A 20599-nucleotide genomic window follows, 5' to 3' on the forward strand; every position below is an offset into this window, starting at 1 on the left:
GCACCAGATCCCGCCCGGGACGCGGTTACCAGCGAGGCATCACCGGCGTCCGCCAGTGCGGCTCGGCCACCCGCATCGCCGCCGCGTCGTCCCGCTCGCGCATCGTGCCGTCGTCCTCGGCCCACCGCCGGTGCAGCCGGGCCAGCTCGTCCCGGTCCAGTTCGACGCCGAGGCCGGGTGCGTCGGACACCGCGACCCTGCCGTCGGTGAACGCGATCCGCTCGGTGAGGACGTCCTCGGACTGCCAGGGGTAGTGGGAGTCACAGGCGTGGTGGAGCCCGGGCACGGTGGACGCCACCTGGGTCATGGCGGCGAGGCTGATGCCGAGGTGGGTGTTGGAGTGCATGGACACCCCGACGCCGAAGGCGTCGCAGATCGCGGCGAGGTGCTGAGTGTTGCGCAGTCCGCCCCAGTAGTGGTGGTCGGAGAGCACCACCTGGACGGCGTCCTCGGTGAACGCCTCCTTGATCTCGCCGAACGTGGTCACGCACATGTTGGTGGCGAGCGGAATGTCCGTCCCCGCGGACACCTCGGCCATGGCCGAAGTGCCCAGGGCCGGGTCCTCCAGGTACTCCAGGACGTCCCCGAGTTCCCTGGCCACCTTCAGGGAGGTCTCGACGGACCAGGCGCCGTTGGGGTCGAGCCGCAGCGGATGCCCGGGGAAGGCCTCGGCGAGGGCGCGTACGGCCGCGATCTCCTCCTCGGGCGGGAAGACACCGCCCTTGAGCTTGAAGGAGGTGAACCCGTACCGCTCCGTGAACTTCCGCGCCTGGGCGACGACTCCGGCGGGGTCCAGTGCGGCACCCCAGTCGTCCGGCTCGGCCGTGACGCCCTCCGGGTGGCCGGCCCACTTGTAGAAGAGGTAGGCGCTGTACTCGACCGCGTCGCGCACCCTGCCGCCGAGCAGTGCATGCACGGGCAGCCCGAGCGCCCGGCCCTGGGCGTCCAGACAGGCCACCTCGAAGGCGGAGAGCACGGACAGCCGCAGTTTGTCGGCGCTCTGCACGCCCCGCAGGCCGCCGGCGTCCACGGCGCCCCTGGTCCGGTCCTCGTCCACGGCGAGGTCCAGCGCGAACAGTCCGTTCACATCCATGACCGAGCGCCCGGGGAGACGCTCGGCGAGGCAGCGGGCCGGCTCCAGGTACTTGGTGTCGCCGTAGGTCTCGCCGAGCCCGGTGATCCCGCCGGCCGTGACGACCTCCACGATCAGCCGGGGAGTGTACGGCTGGTGCACGCCCTGGGTGTTGAGCAGCGGCGCGTCCGCGACCAGGATCGGGGTCAGGCGTACCTCGGTGATGGTCAGGTCACGGGTCACAGGGAGGCTCCCACGAGGTCGAGTCCGGCGGCGAGGAGGGCCGACAGGTCGGCGAGGTCGGCGGGCGAGGGGTCGGTGAGCGGGGCACGGACGGGGCCGACGCGCTCACCGCGCAGTCGGGCCGCCGCCTTCACCAGGGACACCGCGTATCCGGGTGCCCGGTCACGGAGTTCGACGAAGGGGACGTAGAAGTCGCGCAGCAGCTTCTCGGTCGCGCCGTGGTCGCCGCTCTGCAGCGCGCCGAAGAAGGCGCCCGCGATCTCGGGGGCGAAGGCGTGCACGGCCGAGGAGTAGGCGGGGACGCCGACGGTGGCGTAGGCGCGGGCCTGGATCTCGGCGGTGGCGGCGCCGTTGAAGAACAGGAAGTCCTCGGGGGCGGCGAGGGTGAGGCGCTGGAGGCGGTCGAGGTCGCTGTGGCCGTCCTTGAGGCCGATGACGTTCGGGATGCGCGCGATGCGCCGCAGCGAGGCCGCATCGTAGGCGACCTGACCGCGCTGGTAGGCAACGATCGGCAGCCGGGTGCGGGCGGCGAGCTGCTCCAGCTGGGCGGCGAGGCCCTCCTGCGGGGCGTCGACCAGGTAGTGCGGCAGCACGAGCAGGGCGTCGGCGCCGGCCTCCTCGGCGATCCGCGCGAACCGGGCGGCCTGCGCCCACCCGTATCCGGTCCCGGCCACCACCGGAAGCCGGCCGGCCGCCTCCTCGACGGCGATGGTGACGACCTGCCGGTACTCCTCCTCGTCCAGCGAGAAGAACTCGCCGGTGCCGCAGGCCGGGAAGAGTGCCCCGGGCCCGGCGGAGAGCCGCGCGGCGACATGGGCGCGCTGACCGTCCGGGTCCAGGGATCCGTCGTCGTGGAAGGCGGTGAGCGGGAAGGACAGCACGCCGTGCGCCATGCCCTCCCGCAGCCGCCGCGTCACGTTCTGCGGAGTCGGGTCGCCGCCCACCAGACCATCTCCCCCTATGAATGTCGTCTATGTATGAGAACAGAGGCTAGATACACGGACACGCGGGAGTCAATGAGGGGGGTAGGGGAAACAACAAAAGAGCCCCATCCCGCACACAACGGGATGGGGCTCCACTGGAGCGCCGGGCAGGCCTTGCACCTGCATTTCCCCGCAGGAAGCGGGGCGTCTTTCCTTGGACCACCAACGCACTGTCCGGCTCCGGGAGTTCCGGCGACCGCGACGTGATCAACCATAGCGCATCCGGCGAGGCGCGAGCCAACTCGCCGGGAGAAGGCAATGTCTTACCCCGGCCCCCCGATCACAAACTCTGAAGTGACCCGGATCACGCCGGACGACCTTCTTCCCGAACGGCGTAATTGATACAACTTGCTCGCGCGTTCCTGTCCGTCGACGGTCGGCGCCCATCCCCCCTCTTTTCCGAGCCGCCGCTCTCGTCCGCCCTGGAACGCCCGTGTCCGCCCCCCGCTCCATGCCCTGGCCCCTCGTCGCCCTTTTCACGGCCGGGTATCTCGCCCCGTACCTGCTGCCGACCATCGTCGGCCGGCTCGACACCGGGCTTCCGCTCTCCGTCACCCAGGCCGGTGCCATCGGCAGTGCGCTGCTGCTGAGTTCGGCAGCGGCGGGCTTCCTGCTGGCCTCCCGGGTCGAGCGGATCGGTGCCCGCACCCTCGCCCGGTTCGGGCTCGCGCTCGCCTTCTTCGGATACGGCGGTGCCGCGCTCACCTCGGTCGTACCGGCCGTCGTCGCGGGCGCGCTGGTCGGCGGGTTCGGGTCCGGCACGGTCACGGCGGTCGCCGCCAGTGGCATCGCCGGGATGGGGGTGCCCCCTGCTCGAACGGAGTCGAGAGCTTGGGGGAATGACCCGCACCGGGTCACCACGTTCGGTCTGCTCGGCGTCTCCGCCCTCGCGGGCACCCTCTACCTGACGATCCCGCACCTCGGCCCCGGCCACGGGCAGCCCCTCGCCGCGATCGCGCTGACCGCCCTCGCGGTCTGGCCGCTCACCGGCGGTCTGTCCGGCCGTACGGCCCCGGCCCGCACCCTCCCCCACGCTCGAACACACTCGCGCGGGGGGACCCCCATCGAGCGCGGCCGGCTCCCCCACCTGCGCGCCGGTCTGCTGCTGGCCGCCGCCATGCCCTGCTGGTCCCTGGCGCAGAACTCCCTGTGGGGCGTCAGCGGCCGCATCGGCCGCGACCAGGCACACCTCACCGAGGTCACCGTCGGCGCGGTGTTCGCGGTCGCGCTCGGCGCCGGACTCGTCGGGGTCGTGGGCGCGGGGGCGCTCGGCCCGCGGCTGGGCCGAGCGGTCCCGGTCGGCGTGGGTACGGCACTCATCGCGGGCTGCATCGCGCTCAGCGCCTCGGCGACCGACCTGACGTCCTTCGCCGGGGGCGAGATCGCCTGGAACGCGATCTACCCCGTCGTGCTGTCGTACGTCATCGGGCTCGCCGCCTCCCTCGACCCGCGCGGCCGCTGGGCGGTGTTCGTCGGCTCGGCGGCGTCCCTGGGCACGGCGGCCGGCCCGCTGGCCGGGAGCATGCTCGCGGCGTGGGCGGGCTTCCCGGTCATGGGCGAGGTGCTGGCCGTCGGACTGCTGGCGGTGGCGGCGCCGATGACGGTGGTGGCGCTGCGGGCGGGCAGGAAGACGGTCTCCGTAGTGGAGATCCAGCTGGACACCCCGGCCGTGCCCGCCCAGCCCGCGTACGACACCGCCTACCCGAACTCGTACGCCTCGACCTCGGCGAGGTAACGGGCCCGCCGCTCCTCGTCGTCGTCCAGGAAGGACGCGAGGAAGGAGTTGCGGGCCAGCTCGCGCATCCGCTCCCTGGGCAGCCCGAGGGCGTCGCGCACCGCGTGGTAGTTGTCGGCGACGTACCCGCCGAAGTAGGCAGGGTCGTCGGAGTTGACCGTGCACAGCAGCCCCGCGTCGAGCATGGCCGGCAGGGGATGGTCCGCGAGGACGTCCACCGCCCGCAGCCGGACGTTGGACAGCGGGCACAGGGTCAGCGGGATGCGCTCCCGGACCAGCCGCTCGACCAGTTCCGGGTCCTCCATGCAGCGCAGGCCGTGGTCGATCCGCTCGACGCCGAGGACGTCCAGCGCCTCGGTGATGTACGCCGGCGGACCCTCCTCACCGGCGTGCGCCACCCGGCGCAACCCGAGCGTGGCGGCGGCCTCGTACACCTCCCGGAACTTCACCGGCGGGTGCCCGACCTCGGCCGAGTCCAGGCCGACGCCGGTGATCCGGTCCAGGTGGGGCCTGGCCGCCTCCAGGGTCTCGAGCGCCGAGTCGGCGGACTCGTCGCGCAGGAAGCACATGATGAGCTTCGTGGAGACGCCGTGGTTCTCCTCGCTGCGGCCGAGCGCCCGCCACAGCCCCTCCACGACCGTGCCCATGGCCACGCCCCGCGCGATGTGGGCCTGCGGGTCGAAGAAGATCTCCGCGTGCCGCACGCCCTGCGCGGCGGCCCGGGCGAGATAGGCGTCGGCCAGGTCGGCGAAGTCCTGCTCGGTACGCAGGACGGCCATCAGCTCGTAGTACAGGTTCAGGAAGGACTGGAGGTCCTCGAACTGGTACGCCTTGCGCAGCTCGTCGGTGTCGGCGTAGGGCAGCTCGACGCCGTTGCGGGCGGCCAGCTCGAACGCCAGCTCGGGCTCCAGGGTGCCTTCGATGTGGAGGTGCAGTTCTGCTTTGGGGAGGGGCATCAAAGCATCGTAAGCGTGTTTTATCCGCGCTTCGGAACCGGCACTCGCAGGAGATCGTGCGCCACGGTCAGCTCTCCCTCGAACCCGGCGGAACGCGCCTGCCGCTCGAACTCCTCGGGGTCGGAGTAGCGCTGGCTGAAGTGGGTGAGGACGAGGTGCCGCACTCCCGCGTCCCGTGCCACGGCCGCCGCCTGGCCGGCCGTGAGATGGCCGTGGTCCTCGGCGAGTTCGACGTCCTCGTCGAGGAAGGTGGACTCGATGACCAGCAGGTCGCAGCCCTCGGCGAGCGCGTGCACCCCGTCGCACAGCCGGGTGTCCATGACGAACGCGAACCGCTGCCCGCGCCGCACCTCGCTGACCTCGTCCAGGCTCACGTCCCCGAGCCGGCCCTCGCGCTGGATCCGGCCGACGTCCGGCCCCTTGATCCCGTGCGCGGCGAGCCGGTCGGGCAGCATGCGGCGACCGTCGGGCTCGATGAGCCGGTAGCCGTAGGACTCGACGGGGTGGGACAGCTTGCGGGCCTCGAGCGTGAACGATCCGGTCCGTGCGAGGGTGCCGTCGGCGTCGACCGGCGCCTCGGTGAGGCGTACGGTCTCCCGGTAGGCGGTCGCGTACCGCAGTCGGTCGAAGAAGCGCTGCCCGGAGCGCGGGTAGTGCGCGGTGACCTCGTGCGGCACCTGGTCGAGGTTGATCCGCTGGATCACCCCGGCGAGGCCCAGGGAGTGATCGCCGTGGAAGTGCGTGACGCAGATCCGGTTCAGGTCGTGCGCGGCGACTCCGGCGCGCAGCATCTGCCGCTGTGTGCCCTCGCCGGGGTCGAACAGGATGCCCTCGCCGTCCCAGCGCAGCAGATAGCCGTTGTGGTTGCGGTGCCGGGTCGGGACCTGGCTCGCGGTGCCGAGGACCACCAATTCACGTACGGACATATCGACTTACCCGGGGGGCCATTCCAGGCCACGGCCACCGAGGATGTGCGCGTGGGCGTGCCAGACGGTCTGGCCGGCGCCGCTGCCGGTGTTGAAGACGATGCGGTAGCTCTCCAGCTCGTCCTCGTCGGCGACGGCCTGGGCCTCGCGCAGTATGTCGGCGGCGACGGCCGGTTCCGCGGCGGAGAGTTCGGCCGCGTTCTTGTAGTGCACCCTGGGAATCACCAGGACGTGCGTGGGCGCCTGCGGGTTGATGTCCCGGAAGGCGACGGTCGTCTCCGTCTCCCGCACGATCGTCGCCGGGATGTGCCCCGCGACGATCTTGCAGAACAGGCAGTCGTCCTGCGGTTCTCCCGCCATGCGCTGCGCTCGCTTTCGCCGGTTGATCAGTACGGGGGCATGGTAGTCGTTCGGGTGCGGGTCCGGTGGGGGCTGATCGCGCCCCGCGGCGGAGCCGCATATCGACACGGCCCCACGCCCCTTAAGTCGGCAAGCCCGGTGGAGTTTTTGCGGGCTGCTCCTCCAGTGCCTCCAGGGCCAGCCTGATTGCTTCGTCCAGCTGGGGATCCCGCCCCGCCGCCCAGTCCTGTGGGCGCTGTGGGACCTCCACGTCGGGGTCCACCCCGTGGTTCTCCACGCCCCACTCGTATCCCTCCAGCCAGAACGCGTACTTCGGCTGGGTGATCAGGGTGTCGTCGACCAGTTGGTAGCGGCTGTCGATGCCGATGACGCCGCCCCAGGTGCGGGTGCCGACGACCGGGCCGATGCCGAGGGCCTTGATCGCCGCGTTGACGATGTCGCCGTCGGAGCCGGAGAACTCGTTGGCGACGGCGACGACGGGACCGCGCGGCGCGTCGTGCGGGTAGCTGTACGGCCGCATGCCGCGCGGCAGAGCCCAGCCGACGATACGCCGGGCCAGCTTCTCCACGACGAGCTGGGAGGTGTGGCCGCCGCGGTTCTCCCGGACGTCGACGACCAGGCCCTCGCGGGCCACCTCGACGCGCAGGTCGCGGTGGATCTGGGCCCAGCCGGGCGCCTGCATGTCGGGCACGTGGAGGTAGCCGAGGCGGCCGCCGGACTTCTCGTGGACATAGGCGCGGCGGTCGGCGACCCAGTCGTGGTAGCGCAGCGGCTCCTCGTCGGCGAGGGGGACCACGACCGCGTGCCGGGGGTCGCCCCCACCGGCGGGCGAGATGGTCAGCTCGACCGGCTTTCCGGCCGTACCGATCAGCAGCGGGCCGGGGCCGGTGACCGGGTCGACCGGCTGTCCGGCGACCGCGACGATCGCGTCCCCGGGGCGCACGGCGACACCGGGGGCGGCGAGCGGGGAGCGGGCCTGGGGGTCGGAGGTCTCCGCGGGCAGGATGCGGTCGATGCGCCAACCGCCGTCCGCGTCGCGGGAGATGTCGGCGCCGAGCAGGCCCTGCCGGGCGCCGTTGCCGAAGCCGCCGCGCGGGGTGACGTAGGCGTGCGAGGTGCCGAGTTCGCCCTGCACCTCCCACAGGAGGTCCACCAGGTCGTCGTGGGTGGCGAGGCGGCCGAGCAGGGGGCGGTAGCGGTCGAGGACACCGTCCCAGTCGACGCCGCTCATGTCCGGCCGCCAGAAGTTGTCCCGCATGATGCGGCCGGTCTCGTCGTACATCTGCCGCCATTCGGCGGCCGGGTCGACGGTCTGCCGGATCCGGCTCAGGTCGACGGTGATGTTCGAGTCGCTGTCCTCGTCGTCGGAGGCGCGCCGGTCGGCGGGTACGACCTTGAGGCGGCTGTCGGTCCACAGCAGCACCCGCTTGCCGTCGCCGCTGACCTCGAAGTGGTCGGCGTCGGCGGCGAGATGCTCCAGGCGCTGCTGGGCGAGGTCGTAGCGCTCCAGCTCGGTCTTGGGATCCGGGTCCTCGGGGGTGGCCCGGGAGGCGCCGAGGACACCGCGCACCGGGTAGCGCAGCCACAGCACGCCGTCCTTGGCGGCCCGCAGGTTGGCGTAGCGGCCGGCCTCGACCGGGAAGGGCACGATGCGGTCGGAGAGGCCGTCGAGGTCGATCCGGGTCGCCGGGGTGCCCTCGGCGTCGGGGGTCTCCTCCTTGTCGGGGGTCCCGAAGGGCCGGCCGTGCCGCTGCGGCCCGAACGGGGACGGCGTGGTCGCGGCGAGGGTGATCAGGTACGGGCGGACGCCCTCGACGAAGGCCAGGTCGAAGACGTGCTCGTCGTAGACCGGGTCGAAGGAGCGGCTGGAGAGGAAGGCGAGGTGCTTGCCGTCCAGGGTGAAGGCGGGCGCGTAGTCCTGGAAGCGCAGCGGGGTCGCCTCGGTGACCGACAGGTCGGTGGTGTTGGCGATGCGGAGCTGGCAGAGCGGATGCGCGCCGGGGTGGGACCAGGCGAGCCAGCCGGAGTCGGGCGAGAAGGCGAGGCCGCTGACGTCCCCGTCCTCGCTGCGGTCCACCTCTCGGACCTCGCCGCTGTCGCGCTCGACCAGCAGCAGCCGGCCGTCGTGCGAGGCGACGGCGGCCCGGCTGCCGTCGGGGGCCATGGCCAGCTCCAGGACGCGGCCGAGCTGTCCGGCGGCGATCCGGCGCGGGACGGCACCGGGTGCGACGCCGGTGGCGGGCGCGAACTCCAGCGCGTCCTCGCCCTCGGCGTCCGTCACCCACACCACCCATTCCTCGGCGTCCGCGCGGAAGGTGTGCGGCAGCCGGGCCCGTACGCCGGGCTGCGCGGCCAGCGCGCGGGCCGGGCCGGAGCGGTGGGTGACCCAGTGGACGGCGCCGCGCACGGCGACCGCGCTGCCGCGCGCGGTGCGGTCGGGGACGGCGTGGTCGAACCAGCGGGAGGCGGTCACCGGGTGGGGCTGCAGGTCGACGCGCGCACCGCCGAGCCGGATGTCCAGGCGGCGCGGCTCCGCGCCGTCGAGGTCGTCGAGCAGCCAGAGTTCGCCCGCGCTGCAGTAGACGACCCGGCGGCCGTCCGAGGCGGCGTGCCGGGCGTAGAAGCCGTCGAGGGGCGTGTGGCGCCGCAGTTCGGTGCCGTCGGCGAGGGAGGAGTAGAGGGCTCCGGTGCCCTCGTGGTCGGACAGGAAGGCGATCCTCCCCACCGGAGTTCCCGGCTCCGCCCGACCAGGGGGGACCCCCACCCACAGCGGGTACTCGATGTTCCCGTCCAGCTCCTCGTGCAGCCGCACGAACTCGCCGGCACCTGCTTCGCCCTCGGCGGCACGGTCGATCCACAGCTTGCCCGCCGTGCCGCCCCGGTAGCGCTTCCACCAGGCGGCCTCGCGGCCCATCGGGGCGGACAGCAGCACGGTGTACGGGCCGTACGCGACGTCACCGACGGGCCCGTACGGCAGCGTGGTGGCGGGGCCGCCGTCCAGCGGGATCGCCCGCGCCCAGCTGCGGCGCAGGCTCGCCTGGCCCTGGGTGCTGACCGCGAGGACCTTGCCGTCCGGGGTCCAGCCGCGCACCTGGGTCTTCGAACTCCCCCAGTACGTCAGCCGCTTGGCGGGGCCGCCGGCGACCGGGGCGATGTGCACCTCGGGGGCTCCGTTGCGGGTGGAGGTCCAGGCGACGGTCGTACCGTCGGGCGAGATGCGGGGGTGGGTCACCGGCACGTTGTCGGCGCTCACCCGCCAGGCCCGCCCGCCGTCCAGGGGTGCGAGCCACACGTCGTCCTCGGCGGTGAAGGTCACCAAGTCGGCGTGGAGATGGGGGAATCGGAGGTAGCCGGAGGTTCCCGTCGAAGCGCCCTTAGTCACCCCGTCACTCTACGCAGCGACCGCCGACCGCGCCCTGGGTTTCGATCACTTGCCCTGCACGGGCCAGCAGGTCGGGTCGCCCTTGCACCAGAGCGTCCGGGTCACGGTCACCGTGACGGTCGGCTGCGCGCCGGAGGGCCGGTAGGTGACGGGCGGGGCGTACGTCGGCCCCGGCTTGGCGTTGCAGTCGCCCAGCCCACCGACGTGGAACACCTGCTTGCCCTCGACCCGGGCCGTCAGGTCCCCGCGCACACAGGCACCGTCGACGGCCTTGGTCACCACCCCGACCACGGTGATCTTCCGCAGGTCGTCGGTCTGCCCCTGACAGTCGACGGAGACGACGGTGGTCTGCGTCGGCGAGGGCGCCTTCCCCGGCGTGCGGCTGCCCGAGCCGCCGTAGTTCCCGGTGCAGGTGAGCCAACTGACCTGCACGTGCTGCCGTTTCAGTTCGGCGGTGGCGGTCGTGTCGGTGGTGTACGCCACCGCGGCCGAACCGAGATCCCCCGGCCGGCACCCCACGAGCACCCCCGCGGCCAGCACGGCGAGCCCGGCCACGCCCAGCACACGCACGGGCCGCGCCCGGTAGCGAATCCGCCTCAACACCCCCATGCAGGGCAGCGTGCCACCGGTCCGCGCACGGGGGAAGGCCGCTTACGGTCACTCGTCAGTTCGGGACGGTCACCATCGGATGATCTCAGCCCCGCAGCAGCAGCCACTCCTGCAGCTCCACCAGGTTGCCCTCGGGGTCCTTGAGGTGGGCCACGCGCATGCGGTCGGTCATGGGGGCCGGGCCGTGGAGCAGGGTGGCACCGCGGGAGGTGATCTGCTCGCAGTAGCCGTCGAGGTCGTCGACGCGCAGGACGACCAGGGAACGGTGGCCGTTGGTCGGCTCGCCCAGTTCGTTCAGGATCTCGGCCATCATGGCGCGGTCCTGCAGGGCGATCCCGGCGGAGCCGGCGTGCGGGCTGAACTTCTCGTACGGGCCCTCGGTGGCGCCGGACTGCGGCTTGAGGCCGAGGACTTCGGCGTAGAAGTGGTAGCAGGCGGCGAAGTCGGTGACGAGGAGCCGTACCTGTGCGAGTTCCATCGTGTTCCCCCGGGTTCGGGTCAGGACCAGCGGCCGGTGCGGCCCAGGAGCAGGGCCGTGGCCGCGGTGCCGGCGGTGGAGGTGCGCAGCACGGTGGGGCCGAGCACGTAGGCCCGCGCGCCCGCCTCCTCGAAGAGTGCCAACTCGTCGCGGGAGACACCGCCTTCGGGCCCCACCGCCAGCACGATCTCTCCCTCGGCGGGGAGTTCGGCGGTGGCGAGCGGTGCGCTGCCGTGCTCGAAGTCGGAGTGCAGGACCGCGGCGAAGTCGGCTTCGGCGAGAAGTGCGGCAACCTGCTTGGTCGTCGCCGCGTCCGCGACCTCGGGGAAGCGGACCCGGCGGGACTGCTTGCCGGCCTCGCGGGCGGTGGCCCGCCACTTGCCGAGGGCCTTCAGCCCGCGGTCGCCCTTCCACTGGGTGATGCAGCGAGCCGCCTGCCAGGGCACGATGGCGTCGACGCCGACCTCGGTCATGGTCTCGACGGCGACCTCGCCCCGGTCGCCCTTGGGCAGGGCCTGGACGACGGTGATGCGCGGGGCGGGCTCCGGCTCCTCGGAGACCGAGGTCATGTGGACGATCAGCCGGTCCTTGCCCTCGGCTCCGATCACCTCGCACTCCGCGTAGCGCCCGGCGCCGTCGGTGAGGACGACCTCCTCACCGGGCTGCAGCCGCTTCACGGAGACGGCGTGCCGCCCCTCGGGCCCGTCCAGGACGTACCGGTAGCCGTCCGAGCGGAAGTGCTCGACGACGAAGACCGGAGCCGTCATCGCCCGTCACCTCCGCCCGACAACGCTGTCCTCGCCGCATCGATCTCGCCGACGAGTACCTCCACCAGCTGCCCGGCAGGCAGCTCGCGGGCCATCCGGTGGCCCTGGCCCGCCCACAGCGCCATGCCCTGGGCGTCACCGGCCTTGGCGGCGGCCTTGCGCAGCGGTGAGGTCAGGTGGTGGATCTCGGGGTACGCGGCGGGGGCGTACGGGCCGTGCTCGCGCAGGAAGCGGTTGACCAGGCCGCGCGCCGGGCGGCCGGAGAAGGCCCGGGTCAACTCGGTGCGCGCGAACAGGGGGTTGGTCAGCGCCTGCTTGTGCAGGGCGTTGGCGCCGGACTCCGGGGTGGCGAGGAACGCCGTGCCCAGCTGGGCCGCGCTCGCGCCGGCCGCGAGGACGGCGGCGATCTGGCTGCCGCGCATGAGGCCGCCGGCCGCGACGACCGGGATGTTCACGGCCTCCCGGATCTGGGCTGTCAGGGAGAGCAGGCCGATGCCGGAGCCGTCGCTCTCCTGGATGTCCCGATGGGTGCCCTGGTGGCCGCCGGCCTCCACACCCTGTGCGATCACCGCGTCCGCGCCGGCCCGCTCGACGGCGAGGGCCTCCTCTGCACTGGTGGCGGTGACCAGGGTGAGGGTTCCGGCCCGGCGCAGGGAGTCGAGGACGTCCCGGCCGGGGACGCCGAAGTGGAAGGAGACCACCGGCACCGGGTTGTCGAGGAGGACCGCGAGCTTGGCGTCGTAGCCGTCGTCCCGGCCGCTGTCCGGGTCGCCCAGCTCGGTCTCGTACCAGGCGGCCTCACCGGCCAGCTGGTGCGCGTAGATCTCTACGGCGCCGGACGGGGGCGCGGCGTTGGCCGCTCCGGTGGAGCCGGTGCTTGCACCGGGGTACTCGGGCTGGGGCATGAAGAGGTTCACACCGAACGGCCGGCTCGTGAGCCCCCGCAGCTGCTTGATCTCCTGGTACATGCCGTCGGCGGTCTTGTAGCCGGCGGCGAGGAAACCGAGACCGCCCGCCTCGGACACGGCGGCGGCGAGCTGCGGGACGGAGACACCGCCCGCCATGGGGGCCTGCACGATCGGGTGGGGGAAGAGATCGGTCAGTGCGGAGGACATGACGGCATGTTGTCACGTCCTCCGAACAAGTCCGAATCCGGGCTTCCCGCGGCATAGGCCACCGGCATGCGGGGTACCGAAGCACCCCGCGGCCGATGGCTCAGCGCCCGTTGAAGGCGTCCTTCAACCGCGAGAAGAGCCCCTGCTGACCCGGCTGACTGTGCCTGTCCGGGGGACGACCCCCGGACCCCCGGCCGCCGCTCCAGCCGGCGTCAGCGCCCGTTGAAAGCGTCCTTCAACCGCGAGAAGAGCCCCTGCTGACCCGGCTGGAACTGTCCCTGCGGACGCTCCTCACCGCGCAGCTTCGCCAGCTCGCGCAGCAGTCGCTCCTGCTCGGGGTCGAGCTTGGTCGGGGTCGTGACCTCGACGTGGACGATCAGGTCACCCCGGCCGCCGCCGCGCAGGTGCGTGACGCCCCGGTTGTGCAGCGGGATCGACTGGCCGGACTGGGTGCCGGGCCGGATGTCGACCTCCTCCATGCCGTCCAGGGTCTCCAGTGGCACCTTGGTGCCCAGGGCCGCCGCCGTCATCGGGATCGTGACCGTGCAGTGCAGGTCGTCGCCGCGCCGCTGGAAGGTCGAGTGCGGCAGCTCGTGGATCTCGACGTACAGGTCACCGGCCGGACCGCCGCCGGGGCCGACCTCGCCCTCGCCGGCCAGCTGGATGCGGGTGCCGTTGTCGACACCGGCCGGGATCTTGACGGTGAGCGTGCGCCGGGAGCGGACCCGGCCGTCGCCCGCGCACTCCGGGCACGGGGTCGGCACGACCGTGCCGAAGCCCTGGCACTGGGGGCAGGGGCGGGAGGTCATGACCTGGCCCAGGAAGGACCGGGTCACCTGGGAGACCTCACCGCGGCCGCGGCACATGTCACACGTCTGGGCGGACGTGCCGGGAGCGGCGCCCTCACCGTTGCAGGTGTTGCAGACGATCGCGGTGTCGACCTGGATGTCCTTGGTCGTCCCGAAGGCCGCCTCGTCCAGCTCGACCTCGATGCGGATCATCGCGTCCTGGCCGCGCCGGGTGCGCGAGCGCGGGCCGCGCTGCGACGCCGTACCGAAGAACGCGTCCATGATGTCGGAGAAGTTGCCGAAGCCACCGGCCCCGAAGCCGCCCGCTCCGGCGCCGCCCGCCTGGGAGAGCGGGTCGCCGCCGAGGTCGTAGACCTGCTTCTTCTGCGGGTCCGACAGCACCTCGTAAGCGGCGTTGATCTCCTTGAACCGCTCCTGGGTCTTCGGATCCGGATTGACGTCCGGGTGCAGCTCGCGCGCGAGCCGACGGAACGCCTTCTTGATCTCATCCTGCGACGCGTCGCGGCGCACGCCGAGAACGGCGTAGTAGTCCGTGGCCACTTACGACTCCGCCAGGATCTGTCCGACGTACCGTGCCACTGCGCGTACCGCTCCCATCGTTCCCGGGTAGTCCATGCGGGTCGGTCCGACCACGCCGAGCTTGGCAACCGCCTCGCCGCCCGAACCGTAGCCGACCGACACGACGGAGGTGGAGTTGAGTCCCTCGTGGGCGTTCTCGTGCCCGATGCGCACGGTCATGCCCGGATCCTTCGCCTCGCCGAGGAGCTTGAGGAGCACGACCTGCTCCTCAAGGGCCTCCAGCACTGGCCGGATCACGAGGGGGAAGTCATGTCCGAAGCGGGTGAGATTGGCGGTGCCGCCGATCATCAGCCGCTCCTCGTTCTCCTCGACCAGTGTCTCCAACAGGGTGGAGAGCACTGCGGAGACCGTACCGCGGTCCTCGACGTCGAAGCCCTCGGGCAGGTCCTCGACCAGGCGCGGCACATCGGTGAACCTGCGGCCCGCGACCCGGCTGTTCAGCCGGGCCCTGAGGTCCGCCAGGGACGCCTCACCGAAGGGCGCAGGGCAGTCGACCATCCGCTGCTCGACCCGGCCGGTGTCCGTGATCAGCACGAGCATCACCCGCGCGGGGGCGAGTGAGAGCAGCTCCACGTGCCGCACGGTGGACCGGGTCAGGGACGGGTACTGCACGACGGCGACCTGCCGGGTCAGCTGCGCGAGCAGCCGTACCGTGCGTGCCACGACGTCGTCCAGGTCGACGGCGCCCTCCAGGAAGTTCTGGATCGCCCGGCGCTCGGGGCCGGTCATCGGCTTGACGCCCGCGAGCTTGTCGACGAACAGCCGGTAGCCCTTGTCGGTGGGGATGCGCCCGGCACTGGTGTGCGGCTGGGCGATGTACCCCTCGTCCTCCAGGGCCGCCATGTCGTTGCGCACGGTCGCCGGAGAGACTCCGAGGTTGTGCCGCTCGGTGAGCGCTTTCGAGCCCACCGGCTCCTCGGTGCCCACGTAGTCCTGGACGATGGCGCGCAGCACCTGAAGCCTGCGTTCACTCAGCATCCGCGCGCACCTCCAGCATGTCGCTCCCTCGGCTCTTCCGGTCGCCCGCCTGGCACTCTGCGTGTTCGAGTGCCAGCCTTCCCCAGCCAAGTGTACGGGCGTGGGGTACTCACTGGGCAAGGTCGGTCCTGCCGTACCGCTAGCGTCGCGGTATGACGGTGACTTGGGAAGAGCTGGGGTGGGAGCGGCTGGCGCCCGGGGTGGGGCGGTGCCGGCTGCCCGGCTGGGACTGCACTGTGGGCCTGGTTCTCGGGGCCGGTACGGCGCTGGTGGTGGACGCCGGGTCGAGCCCGGCCGAGGGCGAGCGGCTGCGGACGTGGGCGGAACAGCTGGCGGGGCACGGTGTGACCCATCTCGCGCTCACCCACCCCCACTTCGACCACGTCTTCGGCACGGCCGCCTTCGCCGGGGCCCGGACGTACGCGGCGGTGGGCACCGACGCGGTGTTCGCGTACGAACGCGAGGAGCTGCGCCGGGACGCGGTCCGGCACGGACTGCCGGAAGCGGACGCGGACGCGGCCGTCGCCGCCCTGGCCGCTCCCCGCCACCTGGTCTCGGGCGAGTGGACGCTGGACCTCGGCGACGGCCGGCAGGTGCTGCTGGCCAACGTGGGCCCCGGCCACACGGCCCACGATCTCGCGGTCCTCGTCCCCGGCTCGGCCCCCGGGGCCGCGGAGATCGTCTTCTGCGGCGACCTGGTCGAGGAGTCCGGCGAACCCCAGGCGGGCCCGGACGCCGTACCGTCCCGCTGGCCCGACGCCCTGGACCGGCTACTCGCACTCGGCGGCGAGGACGCTCTGTACGTCCCCGGTCACGGTGCGGTGGTCGACGCGGCGTTCGTACGACGGCAACGCGACGAGCTGGCAGCGCGTTTCGGCGTGTCGTGAGTGCAGGTCGGCGGCTTCTCCTATCGTCATCCGAATGCGCCCACCCGTCTCCCGCCACCGCCCTTCCAACGAGGGCCCTTCGGGCCCGCGCCCTCGTGTGTATTCACCGGACCTGACCCCGCCGTGGAAGCAGCCCAAACCGGTGCCGGAGGTGCCGGCGGAGCCCGGCCTGGTGGTCGAGGAGCCCGGCACCGGTTTCTGCGGCGCGGTGATCCGCTGCGAGGCGGGCACGGTGACGCTGGAGGACCGCTTCGGCAAGCACCGGGTGTTCCCGCTGGAGCCGCGCGGCTTCCTGCTGGAGGGCAGGGTGGTCACCCTGGTGCGGCCCGCCTCGGGGCCGGTGCGGCCCACCCGTACGGCGTCCGGTTCGGTGGCCGTCCCGGGCGCACGCGCGCGGGTGGCCCGCGCCGGACGCATCTACGTCGAGGGCCGGCACGACGCCGAGCTGGTCGAGAAGGTGTGGGGCGACGACCTGCGCATCGAGGGCGTGGTCGTGGAGTACCTGGAGGGCGTGGACGACCTGCCGGCGATCGTGGCGGAGTTCGGGCCCGGGCCGGACGCGCGGCTGGGCGTGCTCGTGGACCACCTCGTCCCGGGCACGAAGGAGTGGCGCATCGCCGAGTCGGTGACGAGCGAGCACGCGCTGGTGGTCGGTCACCCGTACATCGACATCTGGGAGGCCGTGAAGCCCTCGCCCCTGGGGATTCCCGGCTGGCCCCGGGTGCCGCGCGGGGAGGACTGGAAGACGGGGGTGTGCAGGGCGCTGGGGTGGCCGTCGGACAACACGGGGGCGGTGTGGCAGGGGATTCTGTCGCGGGTGCGGTCCTACAAGGATCTGGAACCGGAGTTGCTGGGCAGGGTGGAGGAACTGATCGACTTCGTCACTGCCCCGGCCGAGTGAGCCCGGCGGCGGCTCGCGGATGCGCTGCCGGTGGCCGGCGCGGTCCGGCTACCGCAGGTGGGAGCCGGGCTGCTCGACGCGCCCGAACCACAGCTCGGGCGGCGCCCAGCGGCGGAGCGCGCGGTCGTACACGCTGAAGAAGTGCCGTACGTCGAAGCGGTGGCGCAGCCGGGGCAGCCCCTCGCGCAGTGGCGCCGTGTCGCGGACGAACTCCCGGAGCAACGGGTCGTCACGGTCGATGTCACCGCGGGGGCACAGCTCCACCGTGTGGACCAGCCTGCGGCCGACACGTGTCCAGTGGAGGCCGACCCCGGCCAGCGCGTCCCAGGGCAACAGCACGGCCTTCCCGCGCCGCAGGACCCAGAACCCGTTCGCGTCGAGGGCAGTGACCAGTCCGCGCCACCGCAGCACGGTGCGCAGCGCGAACCCGGCCCGGACCAGGCCGAGCAGGCAGAACAGGGCGACGAGGTGGAATCCCTGGTCGATCACGAGCAGCAGGCCGAGCACGCCCACACCGCCGAGCAACACCACCAGGGGCAGCGTCCACAGCAGCCACCGCAGCCCGTACCGCACCACGGTGGCGTCCGGATCCGGCCGTCTGTCAGAGACCACGGCCGGAAACTGTACCCAGCCCGACGATCAGTCCACCAGGTCCCGCACCACCGCGTCCGCCAGCAGTCGCCCGCGCAGCGTCAGCACCGCTCGTCCCTCCTCGTACGGACCGGACTGCAGCAGGCCGTCCGCCAGGGCCCGTCGGGAGGCCGCGAGCCCCTCCTCCTTCAGGAGCGACAGCGGAACCCCCTCCAGCAGCCGCAGCTCCAGCAGGACGCGCTCCACCCGGCGGTCCTCGTCGGACAGCAGCTCCCGGCCCGCGCCCGGTGAGCGGCCCGACGCCAGCGCCGCCGCGTACGCACCCGGGTGCTTGACGTTCCACCAGCGCACCCCGCCCACGTGCGAATGCGCCCCCGGCCCGGCGCCCCACCAGTCCGCACCCCGCCAGTACAGCTCGTTGTGCAGGCAGCGGGCGGCCTCCGAGGTGGCCCAGTTGGAGACCTCGTACCAGTCGAAGCCGGCCGCGGACAGCATCTCCTCGGCGATCAGATAGCGATCGGCGTGGACGTCGTCGTCCGTCATCGGAACCTCGCCCCGGCGGATCCGGCGGGCGAGCTGCGTGCCCTCCTCGACGATCAGCGCGTACGCACTGATGTGATCGGGCCCCGCCCCCAGCGCGGCGTCCAGCGAGGCCCGCCAGTCGTCGTCCGACTCCCCCGGCGTGCCGTAGATCAGGTCCAGGTTGACGTGCTCGAAGCCCGTGGCCCGCGCCTCCGCCACGCATGCCTCGGGACGGCCCGGGGTGTGCGTGCGGTCGAGCACGCGCAGCACGTGCTGCTTCGCGCTCTGCATGCCGAAGGAGATCCGGTTGAAGCCGCCCTCGCGCAGGGTGGCGAGGTAGGCCGGGTCGACCGACTCCGGGTTCGCCTCCGTCGTGATCTCCGCGTCCGGCGCGAGACCGAACTCGTCGCGGATCGCGCCGAGCATCCGCACCAGGTCGTCGGCGGCCAGCAGGGTCGGCGTACCGCCGCCGACGAAGACCGTACGGACCTCGCGCGGGTCGTCGCCGAGCACCTTGCGGGCCAGGCGGATCTCGTCGGTCAGGGTGTCCGCGTAGTTGTCCCGGGAGGCGAGTACTCCGCCGGTGCCGCGCAGCTCGGTCGCGGTGTACGTGTTGAAGTCGCAGTAGCCGCAGCGGGTCGCGCAGTACGGGACGTGCAGATAGAACCCGAGGGGTCGGTCGGTGGCGCCGGCGAGCGCGGTGGCGGGCAGCGCGCCGTCGTCGGGGACCGGCTCGCCGTCGGGAAGTGCGGAAGGCATGTCCTCCATTGTCCCGTACGCCGCCGGTTACTCCGCCTGAAGCACCAGCAGGGCCAGATCGTCCTCCGGCAGGCCGCCGCCGAAGTCGTGCACCAGACGACGGATCCTTTCCGCGATCAGGTCGGCGCTCAGGCCGGCACAGCCGGACAGGGCCCGCGCGAGCCCGTCGCCGTCGTCGAACTGGCGGGAGCCGGAACGGCGCTCGGTCACCCCGTCGGTCACGCACAGCAGGCTGTCGCCGGGGCCCAGCTCGACGGTCTCGCTGGTGTAGGTCTCGTCCTCCACGACGCCCAGCAGGGTCTGCGGGCGGGCGGCGGTGCGCACGTCGCCGTCGGGACGCAGCAGCAGCGGCAGGGGGTGTCCGGCGGAGGCGAGGGTGCAGCGGACGCCGCCGTCGTGCGGGGTCAGCTCGCCGTACAGGAGGGACAGGAACCGGGTCTGCGGGCCGTCCCCGGGGGCCACGGGCCGGGCCCCGCCGGCCACCAGCGCGCGGGCGGCCGCGTCGGCGGCCTCGGTGGCGTCGTCCAGCAGGAGCTGGTTGAGCCGGTCGAGGACGTCGGCGACCCGGTAGCCCTCGCGGGCGAGCAGTCGCAGCCAGGGGCGGGCGAGCCCGATCACGACCGCCGCCTCCGGGCCCTTGCCCTGCACGTCGCCGATGGCGAAGCACCAGCGGCCGTCGCCCGCCGGGAACAGGTCGTAGAAGTCGCCGCTCGGGCCGCCCTTGTCGCAGGGCTCGTAGACGAGCGCGCTGCTCACTCCGGGGATCTCGGCGACCGCGCCGGGCAGCAGGCCGCGCTGCAGGACGGCGCTGATGGTGGCCTGCCGGGCGTACTGGCGGGCGGCACCGATGGCCAGGGCGACCCGGCGGGCGAGATCCTCGACGAGCCCGGTGACCTCGTCCGGGAAGCTCAGCAGCCCGTAGCGCCCGATGACCAGCGTGCCCAGCGGGCGGCCACCCGCGATCAGCCGGTACGCCAGCGCCGCGCCGTGGACGTCCTGCGGGCCGAGCGCGTCACCGGGCCACGGGTACGGCTCCGGGCCGGACCTCCCCCACTCCCGGCTCTGCTCGAACGGCGAGAGCCCCGTCCCGTCCCGCGGGCAGGGCGGATCCTTCTCCAGGGCGCGGGACAGCTCCTCGATGCGGTTCTCGCTGGCGTGCCAGACACGCGTGGGCGCGCCGCCGTCGCCGCCGCGCACGGTCGCCTCGTCCTCCAGCCACACGGCGCACCAGTCGGCGAGCCGGGGCACGATCAGCTGGCCGGTGAGGGCCGTGACCAGGTTCTCGTCCAGCTGCCCGGCGAGCAGGTCGGAGGCCTCGGCGAGGAAGGACAGCGCGCCCCGGCCGAGCCAGTCCCGGTCGGCTCCGGGACGCTGCGGCTGCGGCGCGAGCGCCTCGGCGGCCGCCAGGGTGTGGGCCGGTGCGTGCCCGTCCGGGTCCTCCCCGCCGTCGGCGCACAGCCGCGCCCACACCGTCTTGGTGCCGGTGCGGTAGGTGACGCCCCAGGACTCGGCGAGGGTCGCGACCAGGCGCAGGCCGCGCCCGTACTCGGGGGTGTCGTACGGCGCCTCGCCGCGCGCTGGGTCGCGCGGCGCGCGCGCCGGGTGGTGGTCGCGCACTTCCACCACGAACGCGCCGGACTCCTCCAGGCGCCAGTCGACCTCCACCTCCGTGCCCGCGTGGACGACGGCGTTGGTGACGAGTTCGCTGACGACGGCCGTGGCGTCGTCGGCCAGCCGTGCGGACCTCACCGGGTCGACGAGCCCACGGCCGGCCCACTCGGCGAAGGCGGCGCGCACCAGCGCACGGGCGGAGCCGGGCGCGAGGGGACTGCCGGGCAGGGTGGCGAGTCCCTGTGCCCCACAATCGTGACTCTCGCTCTCCCGCTGCGTCGGTATGGCCGCCATGTCCATGCGGCCAGGGTGACAGAGGGACCCCACGCCTATGCG

General features: G+C 72.8%; 18 protein-coding genes. 3 read left to right on the forward strand and 15 right to left on the reverse strand.

The genetic code is table 11. From position 1 onward, the window contains the following. Positions 1–25: 25 nt before the first annotated feature. Both AC07DS_RS04360 and AC07DS_RS04365 read right to left on the reverse strand, forming a co-directional pair. Entirely contained in the window at positions 26–1315 is a 1290-nt protein-coding gene (locus AC07DS_RS04360) for a glucarate dehydratase family protein (RefSeq protein WP_479142562.1), read from the reverse strand. After that, positions 1312–2208 (reverse strand): 5-dehydro-4-deoxyglucarate dehydratase, encoded by an 897-nt coding sequence (locus AC07DS_RS04365; RefSeq protein WP_479142896.1) that lies wholly within the window; start codon positions 2206–2208, stop codon positions 1312–1314. The genes AC07DS_RS04360 and AC07DS_RS04365 overlap by 4 nt, the downstream gene beginning before the upstream one ends. A gap of 523 nt (positions 2209–2731) precedes the next feature. Here AC07DS_RS04365 and AC07DS_RS04370 point away from each other — a divergent pair. Continuing rightward, positions 2732–4033 (forward strand): MFS transporter, encoded by a 1302-nt coding sequence (locus AC07DS_RS04370; RefSeq protein WP_479142564.1) that lies wholly within the window; start codon positions 2732–2734, stop codon positions 4031–4033. On the opposite strand, the gene AC07DS_RS04375 is transcribed toward AC07DS_RS04370, so the two are convergent. The 10 genes from AC07DS_RS04375 to hrcA form a co-directional block, all read right to left on the reverse strand. Beyond that, positions 3997–4989, reverse strand: coding sequence for an adenosine deaminase (locus AC07DS_RS04375; RefSeq protein WP_479142565.1), 993 nt, complete (start codon positions 4987–4989; stop codon positions 3997–3999). The genes AC07DS_RS04370 and AC07DS_RS04375 overlap by 37 nt on opposite strands. A 20-nt stretch (positions 4990–5009) precedes the next feature. After that, positions 5010–5915 carry a ribonuclease Z gene (locus AC07DS_RS04380; protein ID WP_479142567.1) on the reverse strand — a complete coding sequence of 302 codons (906 nt, stop codon included), beginning with the start codon at positions 5913–5915 and terminating at the stop codon, positions 5010–5012. A 6-nt stretch (positions 5916–5921) separates the two neighbouring features. Then, positions 5922–6275: a histidine triad nucleotide-binding protein gene (locus AC07DS_RS04385; protein WP_479142568.1), complete on the reverse strand. Its 354-nt coding sequence runs from the start codon at positions 6273–6275 to the stop codon at positions 5922–5924. Between the two features lie 121 nt (positions 6276–6396). Next, positions 6397–9594 (reverse strand): S41 family peptidase, encoded by a 3198-nt coding sequence (locus AC07DS_RS04390; protein ID WP_479142898.1) that lies wholly within the window; start codon positions 9592–9594, stop codon positions 6397–6399. Positions 9595–9702: 108 nt separating this feature from the next. Further along, positions 9703–10266 (reverse strand): hypothetical protein, encoded by a 564-nt coding sequence (locus AC07DS_RS04395; RefSeq protein ID WP_479142569.1) that lies wholly within the window; start codon positions 10264–10266, stop codon positions 9703–9705. An 85-nt stretch (positions 10267–10351) separates the two neighbouring features. Beyond that, complete coding sequence (locus AC07DS_RS04400) at positions 10352–10744, reverse strand: VOC family protein (RefSeq protein WP_479142571.1); 393 nt, start codon at positions 10742–10744, stop codon at positions 10352–10354. A 20-nt stretch (positions 10745–10764) separates the two neighbouring features. Beyond that, positions 10765–11511 (reverse strand): 16S rRNA (uracil(1498)-N(3))-methyltransferase, encoded by a 747-nt coding sequence (locus AC07DS_RS04405; protein WP_479142573.1) that lies wholly within the window; start codon positions 11509–11511, stop codon positions 10765–10767. Then, positions 11508–12626, reverse strand: coding sequence for a nitronate monooxygenase (locus AC07DS_RS04410; protein WP_479142575.1), 1119 nt, complete (start codon positions 12624–12626; stop codon positions 11508–11510). The genes AC07DS_RS04405 and AC07DS_RS04410 overlap by 4 nt, the downstream gene beginning before the upstream one ends. 212 nt (positions 12627–12838) lie before the next feature. Further along, positions 12839–13975 carry a molecular chaperone DnaJ gene (gene dnaJ / locus AC07DS_RS04415; RefSeq protein WP_468808550.1) on the reverse strand — a complete coding sequence of 379 codons (1137 nt, stop codon included), beginning with the start codon at positions 13973–13975 and terminating at the stop codon, positions 12839–12841. Beyond that, positions 13976–14992 carry a heat-inducible transcriptional repressor HrcA gene (hrcA, locus tag AC07DS_RS04420; RefSeq protein ID WP_145878552.1) on the reverse strand — a complete coding sequence of 339 codons (1017 nt, stop codon included), beginning with the start codon at positions 14990–14992 and terminating at the stop codon, positions 13976–13978. Between the two features lie 152 nt (positions 14993–15144). Between hrcA and AC07DS_RS04425 the strand changes: the two genes are divergently transcribed. Continuing rightward, positions 15145–15879, forward strand: coding sequence for an MBL fold metallo-hydrolase (locus AC07DS_RS04425; protein ID WP_479142578.1), 735 nt, complete (start codon positions 15145–15147; stop codon positions 15877–15879). A 34-nt stretch (positions 15880–15913) separates the two neighbouring features. Next, positions 15914–16780, forward strand: coding sequence for a DUF3097 domain-containing protein (locus tag AC07DS_RS04430; protein WP_479142580.1), 867 nt, complete (start codon positions 15914–15916; stop codon positions 16778–16780). A 48-nt stretch (positions 16781–16828) separates the two neighbouring features. On the opposite strand, the gene AC07DS_RS04435 is transcribed toward AC07DS_RS04430, so the two are convergent. From AC07DS_RS04435 to AC07DS_RS04445, 3 genes are read right to left on the reverse strand one after another with little or no spacing between them, the layout of a single operon-like run. Further along, on the reverse strand, positions 16829–17392 hold the full coding sequence (locus AC07DS_RS04435; protein WP_479142581.1) for a hypothetical protein: 564 nt from the start codon (positions 17390–17392) through the stop codon (positions 16829–16831). Between the two features lie 27 nt (positions 17393–17419). Continuing rightward, on the reverse strand, positions 17420–18652 hold the full coding sequence (gene hemW / locus AC07DS_RS04440; RefSeq protein ID WP_479142582.1) for a radical SAM family heme chaperone HemW: 1233 nt from the start codon (positions 18650–18652) through the stop codon (positions 17420–17422). Between the two features lie 27 nt (positions 18653–18679). After that, positions 18680–20557, reverse strand: coding sequence for a SpoIIE family protein phosphatase (locus AC07DS_RS04445; protein WP_479142899.1), 1878 nt, complete (start codon positions 20555–20557; stop codon positions 18680–18682). Positions 20558–20599 lie beyond the last annotated feature (42 nt).

The sequence above is a fragment of the Streptomyces sp. NPDC044064 genome (assembly GCF_056434245.1).

Coding starts and splice junctions, on each gene's coding strand:
- AC07DS_RS04365 (WP_479142896.1), bottom strand. CDS start 2,208: ATGGCGCACGGCGTGCTGTCCTTCCCGCTCACCGCCTTCCACGACGAC.
- AC07DS_RS04375 (WP_479142565.1), bottom strand. CDS start 4,989: ATGCCCCTCCCCAAAGCAGAACTGCACCTCCACATCGAAGGCACCCTG.
- AC07DS_RS04380 (WP_479142567.1), bottom strand. CDS start 5,915: ATGTCCGTACGTGAATTGGTGGTCCTCGGCACCGCGAGCCAGGTCCCG.
- AC07DS_RS04385 (WP_479142568.1), bottom strand. CDS start 6,275: ATGGCGGGAGAACCGCAGGACGACTGCCTGTTCTGCAAGATCGTCGCG.
- AC07DS_RS04395 (WP_479142569.1), bottom strand. CDS start 10,266: ATGGGGGTGTTGAGGCGGATTCGCTACCGGGCGCGGCCCGTGCGTGTG.
- AC07DS_RS04400 (WP_479142571.1), bottom strand. CDS start 10,744: ATGGAACTCGCACAGGTACGGCTCCTCGTCACCGACTTCGCCGCCTGC.
- AC07DS_RS04405 (WP_479142573.1), bottom strand. CDS start 11,511: ATGACGGCTCCGGTCTTCGTCGTCGAGCACTTCCGCTCGGACGGCTAC.
- AC07DS_RS04410 (WP_479142575.1), bottom strand. CDS start 12,626: ATGTCCTCCGCACTGACCGATCTCTTCCCCCACCCGATCGTGCAGGCC.
- hrcA (WP_145878552.1), bottom strand. CDS start 14,992: ATGCTGAGTGAACGCAGGCTTCAGGTGCTGCGCGCCATCGTCCAGGAC.
- AC07DS_RS04425 (WP_479142578.1), top strand. CDS start 15,145: ATGACGGTGACTTGGGAAGAGCTGGGGTGGGAGCGGCTGGCGCCCGGG.
- AC07DS_RS04430 (WP_479142580.1), top strand. CDS start 15,914: ATGCGCCCACCCGTCTCCCGCCACCGCCCTTCCAACGAGGGCCCTTCG.
- hemW (WP_479142582.1), bottom strand. CDS start 18,652: ATGCCTTCCGCACTTCCCGACGGCGAGCCGGTCCCCGACGACGGCGCG.
- AC07DS_RS04445 (WP_479142899.1), bottom strand. CDS start 20,557: ATGGCGGCCATACCGACGCAGCGGGAGAGCGAGAGTCACGATTGTGGG.